Annotated in this window: 15 protein-coding genes; 4 read left to right on the top strand and 11 right to left on the bottom strand. The window is 61.0% G+C overall.

Annotation, left to right across the window (positions count from 1 at the left end; all coding sequences use genetic code 11):
• Positions 1 to 102: 102 nt before the first annotated feature.
• Positions 103 to 873 carry a sulfite exporter TauE/SafE family protein gene (locus tag PQT43_RS22400; RefSeq protein WP_102880996.1) on the bottom strand — a complete coding sequence of 257 codons (771 nt, stop codon included), beginning with the start codon at positions 871 to 873 and terminating at the stop codon, positions 103 to 105.
• Positions 874 to 976: 103 nt separating this feature from the next.
• On the opposite strand from PQT43_RS22400, the gene PQT43_RS22395 reads away from it, so the two are divergent.
• The 4 genes from PQT43_RS22395 to leuA all read left to right on the top strand — a co-directional run bounded on the left by PQT43_RS22395 (position 977) and on the right by leuA (position 6,160).
• Positions 977 to 1,924 (top strand): LysR family transcriptional regulator, encoded by a 948-nt coding sequence (locus PQT43_RS22395; protein WP_272754588.1) that lies wholly within the window; start codon positions 977 to 979, stop codon positions 1,922 to 1,924.
• Positions 1,921 to 3,300 (top strand): exodeoxyribonuclease VII large subunit, encoded by a 1,380-nt coding sequence (gene xseA / locus PQT43_RS22390; protein ID WP_102860409.1) that lies wholly within the window; start codon positions 1,921 to 1,923, stop codon positions 3,298 to 3,300. Before PQT43_RS22395 ends, xseA begins: the two co-directional genes overlap by 4 nt.
• A gap of 3 nt (positions 3,301 to 3,303) precedes the next feature.
• Entirely contained in the window at positions 3,304 to 4,125 is an 822-nt protein-coding gene (locus PQT43_RS22385; protein WP_272754587.1) for a M23 family metallopeptidase, read from the top strand.
• Positions 4,126 to 4,480: 355 nt separating this feature from the next.
• Positions 4,481 to 6,160 (top strand): 2-isopropylmalate synthase, encoded by a 1,680-nt coding sequence (gene leuA / locus PQT43_RS22380; protein WP_102880803.1) that lies wholly within the window; start codon positions 4,481 to 4,483, stop codon positions 6,158 to 6,160.
• A gap of 88 nt (positions 6,161 to 6,248) precedes the next feature.
• Here leuA and PQT43_RS22375 read toward each other — a convergent pair whose 3' ends face one another.
• The 10 genes from PQT43_RS22375 to pilW all read right to left on the bottom strand — a co-directional run bounded on the left by PQT43_RS22375 (position 6,249) and on the right by pilW (position 16,447).
• Positions 6,249 to 6,656, bottom strand: coding sequence for a hypothetical protein (locus PQT43_RS22375; RefSeq protein ID WP_102860406.1), 408 nt, complete (start codon positions 6,654 to 6,656; stop codon positions 6,249 to 6,251).
• A gap of 96 nt (positions 6,657 to 6,752) precedes the next feature.
• Entirely contained in the window at positions 6,753 to 7,544 is a 792-nt protein-coding gene (locus PQT43_RS22370) for an amidohydrolase (protein WP_272754586.1), read from the bottom strand.
• Positions 7,532 to 8,680: a pyridoxal phosphate-dependent aminotransferase gene (locus PQT43_RS22365; protein WP_272754585.1), complete on the bottom strand. Its 1,149-nt coding sequence runs from the start codon at positions 8,678 to 8,680 to the stop codon at positions 7,532 to 7,534. Before PQT43_RS22365 ends, PQT43_RS22370 begins: the two co-directional genes overlap by 13 nt.
• Positions 8,681 to 8,800: 120 nt before the next feature.
• Entirely contained in the window at positions 8,801 to 10,273 is a 1,473-nt protein-coding gene (gene der / locus PQT43_RS22360) for a ribosome biogenesis GTPase Der (RefSeq protein ID WP_011063203.1), read from the bottom strand.
• A gap of 141 nt (positions 10,274 to 10,414) precedes the next feature.
• Complete coding sequence (gene bamB / locus PQT43_RS22355) at positions 10,415 to 11,566, bottom strand: outer membrane protein assembly factor BamB (protein WP_102860403.1); 1,152 nt, start codon at positions 11,564 to 11,566, stop codon at positions 10,415 to 10,417.
• On the bottom strand, positions 11,559 to 12,200 hold the full coding sequence (locus PQT43_RS22350) for a tetratricopeptide repeat protein (RefSeq protein ID WP_102860402.1): 642 nt from the start codon (positions 12,198 to 12,200) through the stop codon (positions 11,559 to 11,561). Before PQT43_RS22350 ends, bamB begins: the two co-directional genes overlap by 8 nt.
• Positions 12,201 to 12,240: 40 nt before the next feature.
• Complete coding sequence (gene hisS / locus PQT43_RS22345) at positions 12,241 to 13,530, bottom strand: histidine--tRNA ligase (protein ID WP_102860401.1); 1,290 nt, start codon at positions 13,528 to 13,530, stop codon at positions 12,241 to 12,243.
• 23 nt (positions 13,531 to 13,553) lie between these two features.
• Positions 13,554 to 14,663: a flavodoxin-dependent (E)-4-hydroxy-3-methylbut-2-enyl-diphosphate synthase gene (ispG, locus tag PQT43_RS22340; protein ID WP_016968333.1), complete on the bottom strand. Its 1,110-nt coding sequence runs from the start codon at positions 14,661 to 14,663 to the stop codon at positions 13,554 to 13,556.
• Positions 14,664 to 14,666: 3 nt separating this feature from the next.
• Complete coding sequence (locus PQT43_RS22335) at positions 14,667 to 15,689, bottom strand: RodZ domain-containing protein (protein ID WP_272754584.1); 1,023 nt, start codon at positions 15,687 to 15,689, stop codon at positions 14,667 to 14,669.
• The gene (gene pilW / locus PQT43_RS22330) at positions 15,689 to 16,447 is read right to left on the bottom strand and encodes a type IV pilus biogenesis/stability protein PilW (RefSeq protein ID WP_102860399.1); all 759 of its coding nucleotides are present in this window, start codon (positions 16,445 to 16,447) and stop codon (positions 15,689 to 15,691) included. The genes PQT43_RS22335 and pilW overlap by 1 nt, the downstream gene beginning before the upstream one ends.
• Between the last annotated feature and the right edge of the window lie 7 nt (positions 16,448 to 16,454).

The raw sequence follows: 16,454 nt of genomic DNA, 5'->3' as shown, positions 1-16,454 counted from the left end.
GAACGCTTTCGCCGGCAAGCCGGCCCCCACCATCAATTGTAGGAGCCGGCTTGCCGGCGAACGAATTTAAAGGCCCGCAGCTTAATCCCTGAACCCCGCAGGTCAAGTGCTCAGAAAGCGCCCGATCAAGGCAACACCACTGGCCAGCACCAGCCAGGTCACCAGGCGCACAAAGGCCTCCCGGGACAACCTCATGGTCAAGCGCCGTCCCACCCATAGACCCAACGCCATCGCCGGCAACAAGCACACCGCCAACAGCAACAGCGGCAACTCGGCATAGACCCCGGCCAAGGCAAACAGACTCAAGCGCACCACGGTACTGCAACTGATCAACGCACTTTGAGTAGCCCGTGCCGGGTCCTTGGGCAAACGACTATTCAGGTAAATGGCATATAAAAAGCCGCCACTACCGAACAAGGCGCCAAACATTCCTCCCACTATTCCCATCGGCACCGACCAGCCGGCCGCCAACTGAGCCGGGCGTACCTTCACCCACAAGCTGTAGATGGCATAGGCACTGATAAACAGCCCCATTAATAGAAGCAGCAGATCGGACTTGAGGTTGAGCAGAAAAATCACCCCCAAGGTGCAGCCCAGCGCCATGCAGGGCAGCAGGCGCAACAGCTCCGGCTTGGCCACGTCCTTGCGCGATGGCAGCAGGTTGCCGAAGGCCGCGACAAAGTCGAGCAGCACCAACAGCGGCACGATTTTCGACAACGGCATGAACAGGATCAGGATCGGTCCCGCCACCAGCGCCGTGCCGAAACCGGCGATGCCAAACACGATATACGCCAGCGCGATGCCCAGGCCGATCGCCAACCAACCACCCGGGCCGAAAGACCACTGGTTCAAACCTTCGATTACCACGCTCATCACTGCGACTTCCCCCAAGCGGATCAGCAATGACTTTAGCCAGCGGCGAGCCTTGCGACTAATATCATCAAAGCCTTCAACCCATCGCAAAAAGGCATGCCTTGTGATTTCAACCCGTCAATTGCGCTATTTCGTGGAAATCGCCGAATGCGGCAGCTTCAGCGCTGCGGCAGAACGCCTGTTTGTCGCCCAATCAGCCCTTAGCCGGCAGATCAAGGAACTGGAAAGCCAGCTGCAAACCCCACTTTTCCAACGCACTGCCCGCCAGCCTCGGCTGACCGCCGCCGGTGAAGCCTTCCTGCCCAAGGCACGCAACCTGCTGAGCGAACTGCACAAGGCCGCCGAGCTGGCCACCCAGGTCGGCCAGGGGCAACTGGGCACTCTACGCCTCAGTCACTCAAGCACCGTGCCCATGAGCGGCCGTCTGCTTGGAGGCATCAGCGAGTATCTACAGGCGTGCCCCGGCGCTTCGATGGACATCGTCAAGCTGTCGTCCGAGGCGCAGTTGCAAGAACTCGCCGAAGGCCGGCTGGATGCTGGCCTGCTGCGCCTGCCGGTACTGCGCCAATGCGAGGGAGTGCAAATCGTGCCCTTGTTCAGCGAACCCCTGCTGCTGGCATTGCCGCCGCAGCATCCCCTGGCCCTTGATCCACCGGCCCACGGGGTGGAGCTTGCACAACTGCGCAACGAAGCCTTTATCTCCATCCCCCATCCTCAGCGTGGGGGTTTGAGCTACCTGTCGGCACAGCTGTGCATGAGCCAGGGTTTCTTTCCCAAAGCGGCGCGAGTGATGTCACGCAAGACCACTCAATTGCAGTTGATCCAGGCCGGTTTCGGCGTTGCCCTGCTGCCCGAATCGATGCAGGACATCGCCCCGGCCAGCGTGCGTTTCCTGCCTCTGGCCGATAGCGATTGCCAGAGCACCGTCGCCCTCGCCTATCGGCAAGACCCCACACCGCTGGTGGCGCAGTTTGTCGAACAACTGCGCAATCATTGGCAATCGAATTGCGTTGTTCCATGGAGTGACAGCCCCTTAAACTGCGCCCCATGATTAAAGATCCCTTTGCACGACTCGGCCTGGACCGCGAGGTCCTCACTGTCACCCAGCTCAACGGCCGTGCCCGGGTGCTGCTCGAGGACGTGTTCAGCAATATCTGGGTCGAAGGCGAGATCTCCAACCTCGCTCGCCCGGCTTCCGGCCATGTCTACTTCACCCTCAAGGACAGCGGCGCCCAGGTGCGTTGCGCGCTGTTCCGGCAGAACGCCGCGCGGGTCCGTCAGGCGCTGAAGGATGGCCTGGCGGTCAAGGTCCGGGGCAAGGTTTCGCTGTTCGAGGGGCGCGGCGACTACCAACTGATTCTCGACACCGTGGAACCCGCCGGTGATGGTGCCCTGCGCCTGGCCTTCGATGCACTCAAGGAAAAGCTCAGCGCCGAGGGGCTGTTCAGTGCCGAACGCAAAGTGCCGTTACCGGCCCATCCACAACGCATCGGCATTATCAGCTCCCCCACTGGCGCGGTAATCCGCGACATCATCAGCGTGTTCCGCCGCCGTGCGCCCCAGGTGGCACTGACGCTGATCCCCACTGCCGTGCAAGGTCGCGAGGCCACGGCGCAGATCGTCCGGGCCCTGCAACTGGCCGATGCCCGGGGCTTCGATGCCTTGATCCTGGCTCGGGGCGGCGGCTCTCTGGAAGACCTCTGGTGCTTCAACGAAGAGGCGGTAGCCCGGGCGGTGGATGCCTGCGTGACGCCGATCGTCAGCGCCGTCGGCCATGAAACCGATGTCTCCATCAGCGATTTCGTCGCTGACGTACGGGCCCCCACCCCTTCCGCCGCTGCTGAACTGCTGGCACCCGACGCCAGTGACCTGCAACACCGGGTCGACAGCCTGCATCGCCGCCTGGTGATGCGCATCCGCGACCGGCTGATGCGCGACCGCTTGCGCCTCGACGGTCTGGCCCGACGCCTGCGCCACCCCGGCGAACGCCTGCGCCAGCAGGCACAACGCCTGGACGACCTGGATATGCGCATGCGCAGGGCCTTCGAGCGCAACCTCAATACCCGGCGCGAGCGCCTGATCCGCCTGGAAACCCGCCTCGGCGCCCAGCATCCGGGACGACAACTGGCCCTATTGCGCCAGCGCCTGGACAGCCTCGCCGAACGCCTGCCCCGAGCCATGCGCGAAGGCCTGAAAGCCCGACGCCTGCAGTTGCACAGTCAGATGCAAACCCTGCATGTGGTCAGCCCCCTGGCCACCCTGGGACGCGGCTATAGCATTCTTCTGGACGACCGCGGCCATGCCATCCGCACTGCCGCTCAGACCCGCAATGGCCAGCGCCTCACCGCCCGCCTGGGCGAAGGTGAACTGCAGGTGCGAGTCGAAGACAACCACCTGACGCCTGTCACTCTTTCTCTACTGGACTGATCCATGCCGCGCTTTCTCACTTCCCTGATGTTGCTGTGCCTGGCCTTCAACGCCAACGCCGACAGCTACATCACTCGCCTGTTGAACAAACCCGTGCCTGGTGGCGTCGCGGTAGTGGACCTGGGCAGCGCAGCCCAGGCGCCCAAGGTCAGCTACCAGGGTAAACCCGTGCTGGTGGTGAAGGAGCAGAATAACTGGCTGGCCATTGTCGGTATCCCGTTGACGGTCAAACCAGGCACCCAGCAGATCAGCGCCGGCAACCGCAGCCTGAACTTCGTGGTGGGCAGTAAAAAATACCCCGAGCAGCACATCACCCTGAAGAACCAGCGCCAGGTCAATCCAAACCCGGCAGACCTGAAACGCATCGATGGAGAACTGGCAGAGCAACTCCGTGCCTATCGCAGTTTCAGCCCCAACACCCCGAGCAACCTGCTGCTGGACAAGCCAGTGAACGGGCCGCTGTCGAGCAAGTTCGGGGTGCGCCGGTTCTTCAACGGCGAGGAGCGCAATCCCCACGCCGGCCTGGACTTCGCAGTGCCGGCAGGCACACCGATCAAGACTCCGGCAGCCGGCAAGGTGATCCTGACCGGCAACTACTTTTTCAATGGCAACACGGTGTTCGTCGACCACGGCCAGGGCTTTATCAGCATGTTCTGCCACATGTCGAAGATTGACGTGAAGGTGGGTCAGTCCCTGGCTCGTGGTGCAGTGGTGGGCAAGGTGGGTTCGACCGGACGCGCTACCGGCCCGCACATGCACTGGAATATCAGCCTGAACGATGCCCGGGTCGATCCGGCGATCTTTATCGGGGCGTTTCAGCCCTGATCCCGAGCCCTGATCGCCGGCAGCCGGCTCCCTTGAGAATTGCGCAGCCCATCATGACTGCGCAATCGTTAGTATTCTTTCAAAGAATAGCCGGCATAAAATCTCGATATAGATTCGATTTCGAGTATTCCTCTCAATTTTTTTCGACTGCTTGCCATCTCTCACCTCAGTGGTTAGGGTTGAGCACATGAAAACCTCTCACACCCTCATTCAGCGTCGTCAACACCGGAGCCTCTGCCTCGTCAGCGCACGACTGCCAGGCTGAATCGCGGTGCCTCATCCCCCTGCGTCAACACTGCACTCTTGACTCACCGGTAGGCCGCCTCTTTTCGGCCCGGACCATAAGGATTTCTCCATGACCATGCTCAAAGACCCCTCCTCCAAGTACCGCGCGTTCCCGACCATCAACTTGCCGGACCGCACCTGGCCGTCGAAGACCATCACCCGCGCGCCGATCTGGTGCAGCTCGGACTTGCGTGATGGCAACCAGTCGCTGATCGAGCCGATGGATGCGGTCAAGAAGCTGCGTTTCTGGAAGACCCTGGTGGCCGTTGGCGTGAAAGAGATCGAGGCATCGTTCCCCGCCGCCTCGCAAACCGACTTCGACTTCGTGCGTACCCTGATCGAAGGCGGCCACATCCCGGACGACACCACCATCCAGGTGCTGACCCAGGCCCGTGAAGACCTGATCGCCCGCACCTTCGAATCCTTGCGTGGTGCCAAGAAAGCCATCGTCCACCTGTACAACGCCACCAGCCCTTCGTTCCGCCGCATTGTCTTCAACCAGGACAAGGCCGGTGTGAAAGAAATCGCGGTGAACGCGGCCAAGCTGTTCGTCAAATACGCCGCCCAGCAGCCGGAAACCCAATGGCAGTTCGAATACTCGCCAGAAACCTTCAGCGCCACCGAACTGGAGTTCGCCAAGGAAGTCTGCGACGCCGTGGTGGAAGTCTGGAACGCGACGCCGACCAACAAGGTGATCCTCAACCTGCCGGCCACCGTTGAAGTGGCGACACCCAATATCTATGCCGACCAGATCGAGTGGTTCTGCCGCCACATCAACCGTCGTGACAGCGTGCTCATCAGCCTGCACACCCACAACGACCGTGGCACTGGCGTAGCCGCCACCGAGTTGGGCCTGATGGCGGGCGCCGACCGTGTCGAAGGCTGCCTGTTCGGCAACGGCGAACGTACCGGCAACGTCGATCTGGTCACCGTGGCCTTGAACCTCTACACCCAGGGTGTGAACCCGGAACTGGACTTCTCCGACATCGACGGCGTACGCAAAGTCGTGGAAGAGTGCAACCAGATTGCCGTGCATCCGCGCCATCCTTATGTCGGCGACCTGGTGCACACCGCCTTCTCCGGCTCCCACCAGGACGCGATCCGCAAGGGCTTCGCCCAGCAGAAAGCCGATGGCTTGTGGGAAGTGCCGTACTTGCCGATCGATCCGGCCGACATCGGTCGCAGCTACGAGGCGGTCATCCGCGTCAACAGTCAGTCGGGCAAAGGCGGTATCGCCTACCTGCTGGAACAGGAGTACGGCATCAGCTTGCCGCGTCGCATGCAGATCGAGTTCAGCCAGGTAGTGCAACGTGAAACCGACCGCCTGGGTCTGGAGATGACCGCCCAGCAAATCCACGCGCTGTTGCACAGCGAATACTTGCAGGCCAACACCCCGTACGCGCTGGTCAGCCATCGCCTGCAGGAAGAAAACGGCCACAGCGCCGTGGAAGTGGAAGTGTCGAGCAAGGGCCAGGGCGAAACCAACCTGAGCTGGCGCGGCAAGGGCAATGGCGCCCTGGAAGCCCTGGTGGCCGGCCTGCCGATTCCTGTAGAGATCATGGACTACAACGAACACGCCATTGGTGCGGGCACCAACGCCAAGGCTGCGGCCTACATCGAACTGCGGGTCAACGGTGAGCGTGCGGTCCACGGTGTTGGTATCGACGAAAACATCACCACTGCCAGCTTCAAGGCGCTGTTCAGTGCCCTGAACCGCTCCCTGAGCGAGCAGGAAGCCAAGGCCGCTTAAGCAGCCCTGATAAAAAAGGCCCCGGGGAGTTCTGCTCCTCGGGGCCTTTTTGTATCCGGCCTTGAGCTAACAACTGGCGGTGTGTGCCTCAGGCATGCACATCAACGCTGAACATGGCCTGCAACAAAGCTGCCTGCAACACTTGCAAGGTGCTGTTGGTTACGGCGATCTGGGTCTGGATCTCCATCACTTGCTGGACTTTCTGCTCATCGCTGGCCTGCCCCTTCTCGACACTGGCCAATTGCGCCTGTTGCTGTGCCAGGATCTTCTGGGTCTGTTCGATCTGCTTCTGCAGCTGCTTGACCGGATCGCCTCCGCCTTTCACCGCATCGATACTGGCATCCGCAGAGTTGACTCGCAGCTCCTGGTCTTCGGCGTCCTTGTTTTCAGCCACCGGCGCCAGCGGGCTGGTGCTGGTGTCTTCGGCTTCCCCCATCTTGGCTTTCGGCGCGGACAGCGGGTAAGGATTGACGACATTGGCATTGATGGTGGTCATGAGTGATTCCTCCTGAATGCCCGTCCTATCGGCTTTCATCCCTGAAGCTTGATATCGGCAACCTGTAAAAAAGTGTGCTGCCGCGCCCCAATCCTTCTAGGTGAACATGAAGGTATCGGCGTCGAGATTCGCGGGAAAGCGTGCTCGATAGGCCGCCAACTCGCTGGCGTTCAAACGTACCTGGAACACCCCATCCGCCTCACCGGCACTGAGCAGGGTCTCGCCCTGGTAGTCCAACACCTGGCTGTCACCGGTATACGCAAAGCCCTTGCCGTCGGTACCTACCCGGTTCACCGCAGCGACATAGCACAGGTTTTCAATGGCCCGGGCCGGCAACAAGCGGTTCCAGTGCAGCCGCCGAGCCCCGGGCCAGTTGGCGGTGTACAGCAACAGATCAGTGTCCTGGGCATCGCGGCTCCACACCGGAAAACGCAGGTCGTAGCAGATCAGCGGACGAATCCGCCACCCCTTGAGTTCGAACTGTACCTGGCGCTCACCTGGGGTGAAGTGATTGTGCTCGCCGGCCATGCGGAACAGGTGGCGCTTGTCGTAATGCCAGACGTCACCGTCGGGACGCGCCCACAACAGGCGGTTGCGATGGCTGCCGTCCGCCGCCTGGATGATCACGCTACCAGTGATCACCGCATCGAGCTTCTTCGCCTGACAGCGCAGCCACTTGCTGGTGGGGCCGTTCTCCGCCTCCGCCAAGGTGCTGGATTCCATGGAGAATCCGGTGGTGAACATTTCCGGGAGGATGATCAGATCCGCACCGCGGGCCTGCTCCAGCAACTGCTCGAAATGCTCGAAGTTGGCCTGGCGGTCATGCCAGGCCAGGGTGGTCTGGATCAACGCCAGATTCAGATCGGGTAACGCACTCAGATCACGCATAGTTTCTCCGCTGCCTGACGCAGCGTCTCCTCGCGCTTGGCAAAACACAGACGTACCAGACGCTGCCCCTGGGGCGCCTGCTGATAGAACACCGACACCGGAATGGCTGCCACGCCGTGTTCGCGGGTCATCCAGGTTGCCATGTCGACGTCATTCAAGTCTGGACGAATCTGCGAATAGTCCACCAGTTGAAAGTAGGTGCCGGCCACCCGGGTAAAGCTGAAGCGCGAAGGGCTCAGCAAGTCGCAGAACAGATCACGCTTGGCCTGGTAGAAGGCCGGTAGCTGCTCGACATGTTCCGGGCATTCGGCCATGAAGTCCGCCAGAGCGTACTGCAAAGGGGTCACGCCGCAGAAGCTGACATATTGATGCACCTTGCGCAGCTCGGCGCTCAAGGCCGGTGGCGCTACGACATAACCGGTCTTCCAGCCGGTCACGTGGTAGGTCTTGCCGAAGGAGCTGACGACGAAAGCCCGCGGATACAGCTCCTCGTGGGCCAAAACGCTGACATGGGGCACACCGTCAAACACCAGGTGCTCATAGACCTCATCGCTGACCAGGTAGATGTCGCGATCACGGATCAACGCTGCCAACTGGTCCAGTTCGGCACGGCTGATCAAGGCTCCACTGGGGTTGTGCGGCGTGTTCAGAATGATCATCCGCGTACGCGGGCTCAGGGCTTCGCCAAGTTTCTGCCAGTCGATGGCAAAGTCATCAAGGCCCAGTTGCACATGCACGCAACGGCCGCCGGCCAGTTCCACTGCCGGCTCATAACTGTCGTAACAGGGATCGAAAACGATGACCTCGTCACCGCGCTGAATCACCGCCTGGATGGCACAGAAAATGGCCTGGGTGGCGCCCGGGGTGATGGTCACTTCGCTGTCGGCATTGACCTCGACGCCATAGCTGCGAGCGATTTTCGCCGCCACCTGTTGGCGCAAGGCCGGCAATCCGGTCATGGGTGCGTATTGGTTGTGGCCATTGGCGATATGCCGTCCAACCGCGTCACGCAAGGCTTGGGGACCCTCGAAATCAGGGAAGCCCTGGGACAGATTGAGCGCTCCGGTTTCAACCGCGAGCTGGGACATCTGCGTGAAGATGGTGGTGCCGACATTCGGCAGCTTACTGGTGATCATGAGGATTCCCTGCTGAACACCCGGCTCTACGACGGCGCGGGAGGTCCCGAGAATAGCCCAAACACCGGGCATGAAAAAGGGCGCATAAAGCGCCCTCTTACCCACACAAATCCCGGTCGCTCAGCGCTTGTCGCGGCGCTTCTTGTCGGCCTTCTTGTGGTGCGACATCAAACGACGCTTCTTGTTGACCTGGCGGTCGGTCAGCGTGTTCTTGTTGCCCTCGTACGGGTTCTCGCCACCCTTGAACTCGATGCGAATTGGCGTGCCCACCAACTTCAGTACACGACGGTAGGTGTTTTCCAGGTAACGCACGTAGGACTTGGGCACCTTCTCCACCTGGTTGCCGTGGATCACGATCAGCGGCGGGTTGGCACCACCCAAGTGGGCGTAGCGCAGCTTGATCCGACGGTTGTTGACCATGGGCGGCGCGTGCTCGCCAACGGCGTCTTCGAGAATCTGCGTCAGGCGGCTGGTCGGCCAGCGGGTCACCGCCGACTTGAAGGAGTTCTGCACCGACTGGTAGAGGTTGCCCACGCCGGTTCCGTGCAAGGCCGAGATGAAGTGGATATCGGCGAAGTCGACGAAGAACAACCGGCGCTGCAGCTCGGTCTTCACATAGTCGCGCTCGCTTGGCTGCATGCCGTCCCACTTGTTCAGGGCGATCACCAGGGCCCGACCGGCTTCCAGGGCAAAGCCCAGCAGGTTCAAGTCGTGGTCCACCACCCCTTCCCGGGCGTCCATGACGAAGATCACCACGTTGGCGTCTTTGATCGCTTGCAGGGTTTTGACCACCGAGAACTTTTCAACTTCCTCGTGGATCTTGCCGCGCTTGCGCACACCGGCGGTGTCGATCAGCGTGTACTTCTCGTCGTTACGCTCGAACGGGATGTAGATACTGTCGCGGGTGGTGCCGGGCTGGTCGTAGACGATGACCCGGTCTTCACCGAGCATGCGGTTGACCAGCGTGGATTTACCCACGTTGGGGCGGCCGATGATGGCGATCTTGATCCCGTCTTTCTCGCTCGGACCAGGAATGCGCTTGGCTTCCTCGCCTTCGGCGACGATCTCTTCCTCGCCTTCTTCCGGCTCGTCGGCGTCATCCTTGGGGAACTCGCTCAGGGCGATTTCCAGCATCTGGGTGATGCCGCGGCCATGAGCACCAGCGATTGGAATCGCATCGCCCATACCCAGTGGCGCGAACTCGGCGCGGGCCATGTCCGGGTCGATGTTGTCGACCTTGTTGGCGATCACGTAGGAGGTCTTGTTACGTTTGCGCAGGTGTTCGCCAATCATCTGGTCGGCCGCGGTAAACCCGGCCTTGGCGTCCACCAGGAACAACACCACATCAGCTTCTTCGATGGCCAGCAGCGACTGCTCGGCCATCTTTTCATCCATGCCATGTTCGTCACCGGAAATACCACCGGTGTCGATCAGAATATAGGTACGCCCTTGCCACTTGGCCTCACCGTATTGGCGATCACGGGTCAGACCGGACAGGTCGCCAACAATGGCGTCGCGAGTCCGAGTCAGGCGGTTGAACAAGGTGGACTTGCCGACGTTAGGTCGGCCCACCAGGGCGATTACGGGAACCATGCGGCTCTCCACTGCGTTAATTGCGAAAATACAAAAGCCGCTGCGAGGCAGCGGCTGGTGCTCGGGGCAGCACCTTGAAGTGCTGCGAACCTTGTCGAGACAAGGCCGCTTGGGGAATCAACCCCAAGCATAGTCAAACCATTACTTGATGGTCAGGGCTTCCAGTTTGCCGCTGTTGCCATACACATAAATCATGTCGCCCACCACCAGCGGACGAGCGCGCAAGCCGTCGCTATCGATGCGGGTACGGCCGACGAAACGACCGTCCACCTGACTCAGCAGGTGCAGGTAACCTTCCAGGTCGCCCACCGCTACGTAGCTGGAGAAGACTTCCGGGGCCGACAGTTGACGACGGGCCAGGGAGTCGTTGCTCCAGAGGGCCGTAGTCGAACGCTCGTCCACGCCTTCCACGGTGCCCGACGACAGGCTGACATAGACGCTGCCAAAACCTTGCGCCACACCGGCATAGCTGGAAGCGTCACGCTGCCACAGCGGGCGACCGCTCTCCAGGTCCAGGGCAACCACACGTCCCTGATAGCTGGCGACGTACAGGGTACCGCCGGACAGCAGCAAGCCGCCGTCGATGTCCACTACCCGATCCAGCTCGGAACGGCCTTGTGGAATAGCGACACGCTGCTCCCACACCGGCACGCCGTTGCGGATATCCAGCGCCACCACCTTGCCAGTGGAGAGACCGGCCAGGGCCAGACGGTTAGTGGCCAACGGCGCACTGGTGCCCCGCAGGGTCAGTACCGCTGGAGTGCTGTCGTAGAGCCAGAGCTGGTTGCCGGTGCTGGCATCGAGGCCAATCACCCGGTCATCCTGAGTCTGGACCACGACCACGTCACCGTTGGTCGCCGGTGGAGCCAGCACTTCACTGGTGACCCGGGAGCGCCACTTCTCTTCACCGCTGGAAGCATCCAGGGCAACCACTTCGCCTTTCAGAGTGCCGATCATGACCAGGCCGTAACCCACGCCGACGGCGCCGGAAACAGGCAGTTCGAGATCTTTCTTCCATTTGACGTCGCCGTTCATGCGATCCATGGAAACCACAACGCCAGTGACGTCGGCGGCATAGATGGTGTCACCATCGATCGCCGGCACCAGCATGTTGTAGGTTTCGCCCTGACCGTCACCGATCGAACGGCTCCACTGCTTCTGCAGGACCACTTCTTCTTTGAAGTCGACCAGTTCAGCCGGCGGCAGTTCTTTCTTGCTATTGCTGCTGCAACCCGCGGCCAACAAGGCCAGAGCCAGCAATGCTGCATGTTTCCAACGGATCACGTCATGCATCCCCTTTGGCCAGGTCGTCCAGCTTGATTTGTAAGCCACCGACCGCCGCCTCATCCGAGAGCGCCGCCTTGGCTTTTTGGTATGCCGCATGGGCTTCATCCACACGGCCCAACTGGACCAGCAGATCACCCTTGAGTTCTTCGCGGGTCGCCAGGAACGCCTTGTCGGCATCACCCTCGAGCAGCTTCAAGGCCTCGTCAGCCTTGTTCTGCGCCGCCAGCACCTGGGCCAGACGCTGGCGCGCCACTTCACCCAGAGCCGGGCTCGCCGGCTTGTCGAGCACTGCTTTGAGCTGCGCCGCTGCGTCGTCCAGCTTGCCGGTGTCCACGGCTACCTTGGCCACGAACAGGTTGCCGTATTGCGCGTAGGCAGTACCGCCGAACTCGCTGTTGAGCTTGCCGGCCAGGTCTGCAACCCGGGCGGCGTCAGGCTTGCCATCTGGCGTCAGGGTGGTTTCCAGCAGTTGCTGATAGAGCACCGAAGCACCTTGCGACTGATTGTTCTGATACTTGTGCCAGGCCTGCCAGCCGAACACGATAACCAAGGCCAACAGGCCGCCAGTCACCAGGGGTTTGCCGTTGCGCTGCCACCAGTCTTTCAATTCCGCCAGCTGTTCATCTTCGGTACTCGACACCCCAATACTCCTTATTCGCTAAATCGGCTGTTTGACAGCTTCAACCCTGCACGATGCAGGTGGCCAGGTGCGCGGCGAGCGCATCCCAGGCAATGCTTTGTTGTTCACCCTGGCCACGCAGGGGTTTGAAACCTACCACTTGCTGGGCCAGTTCGTCGTCACCAAGGATCAGCGCGTACAACGCACCGCTCTTGTCGGCCTTCTTGAATTGGCTCTTGAAGCTGCCGGCACCGGCATTGATCTGCAGACGCAGGTTCGGCAATTGGTCTCGAACGCGCTCACTCAGCGCCAGTGCGGCCAGTTCGGCAGCCTCGCCGAAGGCGCAGAGGTAAACGTCGACCTGACGCGAGATTTCTTGCGGGATCTGCTCCAGGGTTTCCAGCAGCAGCACCAGACGTTCGATCCCCATGGCGAAGCCAACACCCGGTGTAGGTTTGCCACCCATTTGCTCGACCAGTCCGTCGTAACGGCCGCCGGCACACACAGTGCCCTGGGCGCCGAGTTTGTCGGTGACCCATTCGAAAACGGTCTTGCTGTAGTAATCCAGCCCGCGCACCAGCTTCGGGTTGATCACATAAGGGATACCCGCGGCGTCCAGACGGGCCTTGAGCCCCTCGAAGTGCACACGGGACTCTTCGTCCAGGTAGTCGGCCAGCTTGGGCGCGTCCACCAGTACGGCTTGAGTGTCCGGATTCTTGGTATCGAGCACGCGCAGCGGATTGGTCTTCAGGCGACGCTGGCTGTCTTCGTCCAGCTTGTCCATGCGCGCCGACAGGAACGCCACCAGCGCATCGCGATAACGTGCGCGAGCCTCAGCAGTGCCCAGGCTGTTCAGTTCGAGCTTGACCGCATCACGAATGCCCAGCTCGCCCCACAGGCGCCAGGTCAGCACGATCAGCTCAGCATCAATGTCCGGGCCGTCGAGGTTGAAAACCTCGCAACCGATCTGGTGGAACTGGCGATAACGGCCTTTCTGCGGGCGCTCGTGACGGAACATCGGGCCGATGTACCAGAGCTTCTGCACCTGGCCACCGCCAGTGATGCCGTGCTCGAGTACAGCGCGGACGCACGCCGCAGTGCCTTCCGGACGCAGGGTCAGGGAATCACCGTTGCGGTCTTCGAAGGTGTACATCTCTTTTTCGACGATGTCGGTCACTTCACCGATGGAGCGCTTGAACAGCTCGGTGAATTCGACGATAGGCATGCGGATCTGCTTGTAGCCGTAGTTATCCAGCAGACGCGCCACAGTGCCCTCGAAATAACGCCAAAGGGGCGTCTGCTCGGGCAGGATGTCATTCATGCCACGAATGGCTTGCAGAGACTTGCTCACAAAAAATCCTTAAATACGTTCGGTTAGCCGCGAGCGATAAGCGCTGCGTCGGCTTCGACCTTTTCGGCCGCCTTCTGCCGGATCAGCTTTTCAAGCTCGTCCACCAGATTGTCATTGGTCAGTTTCTGTGCAGGCTTGCCGTCGATGTAGATCAGATTCGGCGTACCACCGGTCAGGCCGATATGCGCCTCTTTGGCTTCACCCGGACCGTTGACCACACAACCGATCACTGCGACATCCAACGGCACCAGCAAGTCTTCCAGGCGCCCTTCCAGTTCGTTCATGGTTTTCACCACATCGAAATTCTGCCGCGAGCAGCTCGGGCAAGCGATGAAGTTGATGCCACGGGAACGCAGGTGCAGGGACTTGAGAATGTCGTAGCCGACCTTCACTTCCTCGACCGGGTCGGCCGCCAACGAGATGCGAATGGTATCGCCAATGCCTTCGGCCAGCAGCATACCGAGGCCGACGGCGGATTTCACCGTGCCTGAACGCAATCCGCCGGCTTCGGTGATCCCCAGGTGCAGAGGCTGGATGATTTCCTTGGCCAGCAAGCGATAGGCTTCGACGGCCATAAACACGTCGGACGCCTTCACGCTGACCTTGAAGTCCTGGAAATTCAGGCGTTCAAGGTGCTCGACGTGGCGCAGTGCCGACTCAACCAGCGCTGCTGGAGTCGGTTCGCCATACTTTTTCTGCAGATCTTTTTCCAGGGAGCCGGCGTTGACCCCGATACGGATCGGAATCCCGCGGTCACGGGCGGCATCCACCACCGCACGCACCCGATCTTCGCGACCGATGTTGCCGGGGTTGATCCGCAGGCAATCGACACCCAGCTCGGCTACGCGCAGGGCGATCTTGTAGTCGAAGTGAATGTCGGCCACCAGCGGCACCTTGACCTGCTGCTTGATGCGACCGAACGCCTCGGCGGCGTCCATGTCCGGCACCGAGACCCGCACGATGTCGACACCGGCAGCTTCAAGGCGGTTGATCTGGGCGACGGTTGCGGCCACGTCGTTGGTGTCGCTGTTGGTCATGCTCTGCACCGCAATCGGGGCATCGCCACCGACCGGTACCGAGCCGACCCAGATCTTGCGGGACTCGCGACGTTTGATTGGAGATTCGCCGTGCATGACTTATTGACCTAACTTCAGGCGAGCGGTCTCGCCACTGGTGAACGGGGCGATATCCACCGCCTGACCGTTGTAAGAAATTTGTGCGCCACGGGCATACCCCAGACGTACGGCAAAAGGCGGCTTGCCGCTAACATCGACCGTTTCACCCTTGCGCTTCAGGGCACTGAGCAAAATCTTGCCGTTGCCATCGATGACCTGGGCCCAGCAATCGGCACTGAACTGGATCTGCACCTGGCCCGCCCCGGCACCCGGAGAGGTAGGCGCCGCTGCAGTGGCAGGATTCGCTGGCGTAGCGGGTACGACAGCCGGAACCGGCGCCTGAACTGCAGGTGCGCTGACAACGGGCGCAACGGTCGGGGCGGTATGCGCAGGAGCGGTTGGGGCCGCAGGAGTCGCAACCGGAGCCGGCGTTGCAGGCGTCACTGGATTGGCAGGCGCCTCAGCAGCAGCCAGGCTCTGAGTTTGCGCGGCGTTGTCCTGGGCTTCGCTCTGACCTTCGGCGACGGCCTGGTCTTCCGGCTCGTCGATTGGATGGATCTGCGTGGTGCCGTCGGCACCCTCAACCTCAACGTGCTCGGGACTCAAGGAGATCGGCTCCTTGCCGCGCAAGGAGGACTGATCCTGCCACCAGATGAAACCGCCACCCACCACGGCCACCAACAGCAGCAAGCTGACGATGCGCAGGATGGTGTGGGAAACCCGTACCGGCTCTTCGATACGACCCAGAGCGTGAACGCTGCTGCCTTGGGAGTCGGTACCGGTGTATTGATCGAATTCCTGTACCAGGATGGCCTGGTCCATGCCCAGCAATTTGGCGTAGGCACGGATATAGCCGCGAGCAAAGGTATGCCCTGGCAGTTTGTCGAACGCGCCGGCTTCCAGATTGCTCAGGGAGCTCACGGTGAGGTTGAGCTTGTGGGCCACTTCAGCCAGCGACCAACCATTGCTTTCGCGGGCCTGACGCAGGGTCTCACCGGGGTTTACGCGAGTCACTGCTTGAACTTCGGGATGCGCCGCTTTCATCATTGCTCCGACAGGTATTGCTGATATTCCGGCGTACCGGGATAAAGTCGTTTTAGTTGCAGGCCGTAACTGGCGGCCTTGTCGCGATCTTCGAACACCGTTGCCAGCCGAACGCCGAGCAATAGACTACGTGCATTTTGCTCGCCGAGCAGGCTAAAACGATCGTAATAGTCGCGCGCGGGCACATAATGCCTGTCTTCGTAAGACAACTCAGCCATTTCCAGCAATGCGCGGGGCTGTTGGTGATTCAGGCGCAGGGCTTTTTCCAGTTGCAGTTGGGCCAGCTCACGCTGGCCCAGCTTGGAAGCGGTCATGCCGAGGTTTTCGAACACCCGGGAACGCTCGGGGTACAGAGTATCAGCAGCGGCCTGCTCGAAGCGCTGATAAGCCTCTTTGTAACGTTTTTCTTCGAACAGGAAGCTGCCGTAGTTGTTGAGGATACGCGCACTGTCCGGACGGGCCGCCAGGGCTTGGCGAAAGTGCTCATCGGCCAGCGCAGGTTCCATCTCGGCCTGGAACACCAGCGCCAGGGCGGCGTTGGCATCAGCATCGGCAGGCGCCAGCTCCAGGGCCTTTTTCAACGGCACCTTGGCCCTTTCGCTCATGCCCTGCTGCAAATACCCCAGGCCCAACTGTACGTAGGCCTCGCGCGCCTCATCACGGCCCTTGCTGGTGTTCATCGGACTGGAATCACCCGACAGAACACAGCCAGCACAGAGACTGGCAACAAGCAGGAGCAGCGCGAAGCGCAGGGTCATGGAGATC

It is taken from the genome of Pseudomonas sp. BLCC-B112 (assembly GCF_028550695.1).
In the GTDB taxonomy this organism is placed as follows: domain Bacteria; phylum Pseudomonadota; class Gammaproteobacteria; order Pseudomonadales; family Pseudomonadaceae; genus Aquipseudomonas; species Aquipseudomonas danubii.
Note: the sequence above shows the minus strand (reverse complement) of the source record. Positions and strands in the feature narration are given on the sequence as shown.

Bases quoted from the DNA above. Each gene is read 5' to 3' on its own strand.
- PQT43_RS22400 (WP_102880996.1), bottom strand. From the start codon at position 873: ATGAGCGTGGTAATCGAAGGTTTGAACCAGTGGTCTTTCGGCCCGGGT.
- xseA (WP_102860409.1), top strand. From the start codon at position 1,921: ATGATTAAAGATCCCTTTGCACGACTCGGCCTGGACCGCGAGGTCCTC.
- PQT43_RS22385 (WP_272754587.1), top strand. From the start codon at position 3,304: ATGCCGCGCTTTCTCACTTCCCTGATGTTGCTGTGCCTGGCCTTCAAC.
- leuA (WP_102880803.1), top strand. From the start codon at position 4,481: ATGACCATGCTCAAAGACCCCTCCTCCAAGTACCGCGCGTTCCCGACC.
- PQT43_RS22375 (WP_102860406.1), bottom strand. From the start codon at position 6,656: ATGACCACCATCAATGCCAATGTCGTCAATCCTTACCCGCTGTCCGCG.
- PQT43_RS22370 (WP_272754586.1), bottom strand. From the start codon at position 7,544: ATGCGTGATCTGAGTGCGTTACCCGATCTGAATCTGGCGTTGATCCAG.
- PQT43_RS22365 (WP_272754585.1), bottom strand. From the start codon at position 8,680: ATGATCACCAGTAAGCTGCCGAATGTCGGCACCACCATCTTCACGCAG.
- der (WP_011063203.1), bottom strand. From the start codon at position 10,273: ATGGTTCCCGTAATCGCCCTGGTGGGCCGACCTAACGTCGGCAAGTCC.
- bamB (WP_102860403.1), bottom strand. From the start codon at position 11,566: ATGCATGACGTGATCCGTTGGAAACATGCAGCATTGCTGGCTCTGGCC.
- ispG (WP_016968333.1), bottom strand. From the start codon at position 14,663: ATGCACGGCGAATCTCCAATCAAACGTCGCGAGTCCCGCAAGATCTGG.
- PQT43_RS22335 (WP_272754584.1), bottom strand. From the start codon at position 15,689: ATGAAAGCGGCGCATCCCGAAGTTCAAGCAGTGACTCGCGTAAACCCC.
- pilW (WP_102860399.1), bottom strand. From the start codon at position 16,447: ATGACCCTGCGCTTCGCGCTGCTCCTGCTTGTTGCCAGTCTCTGTGCT.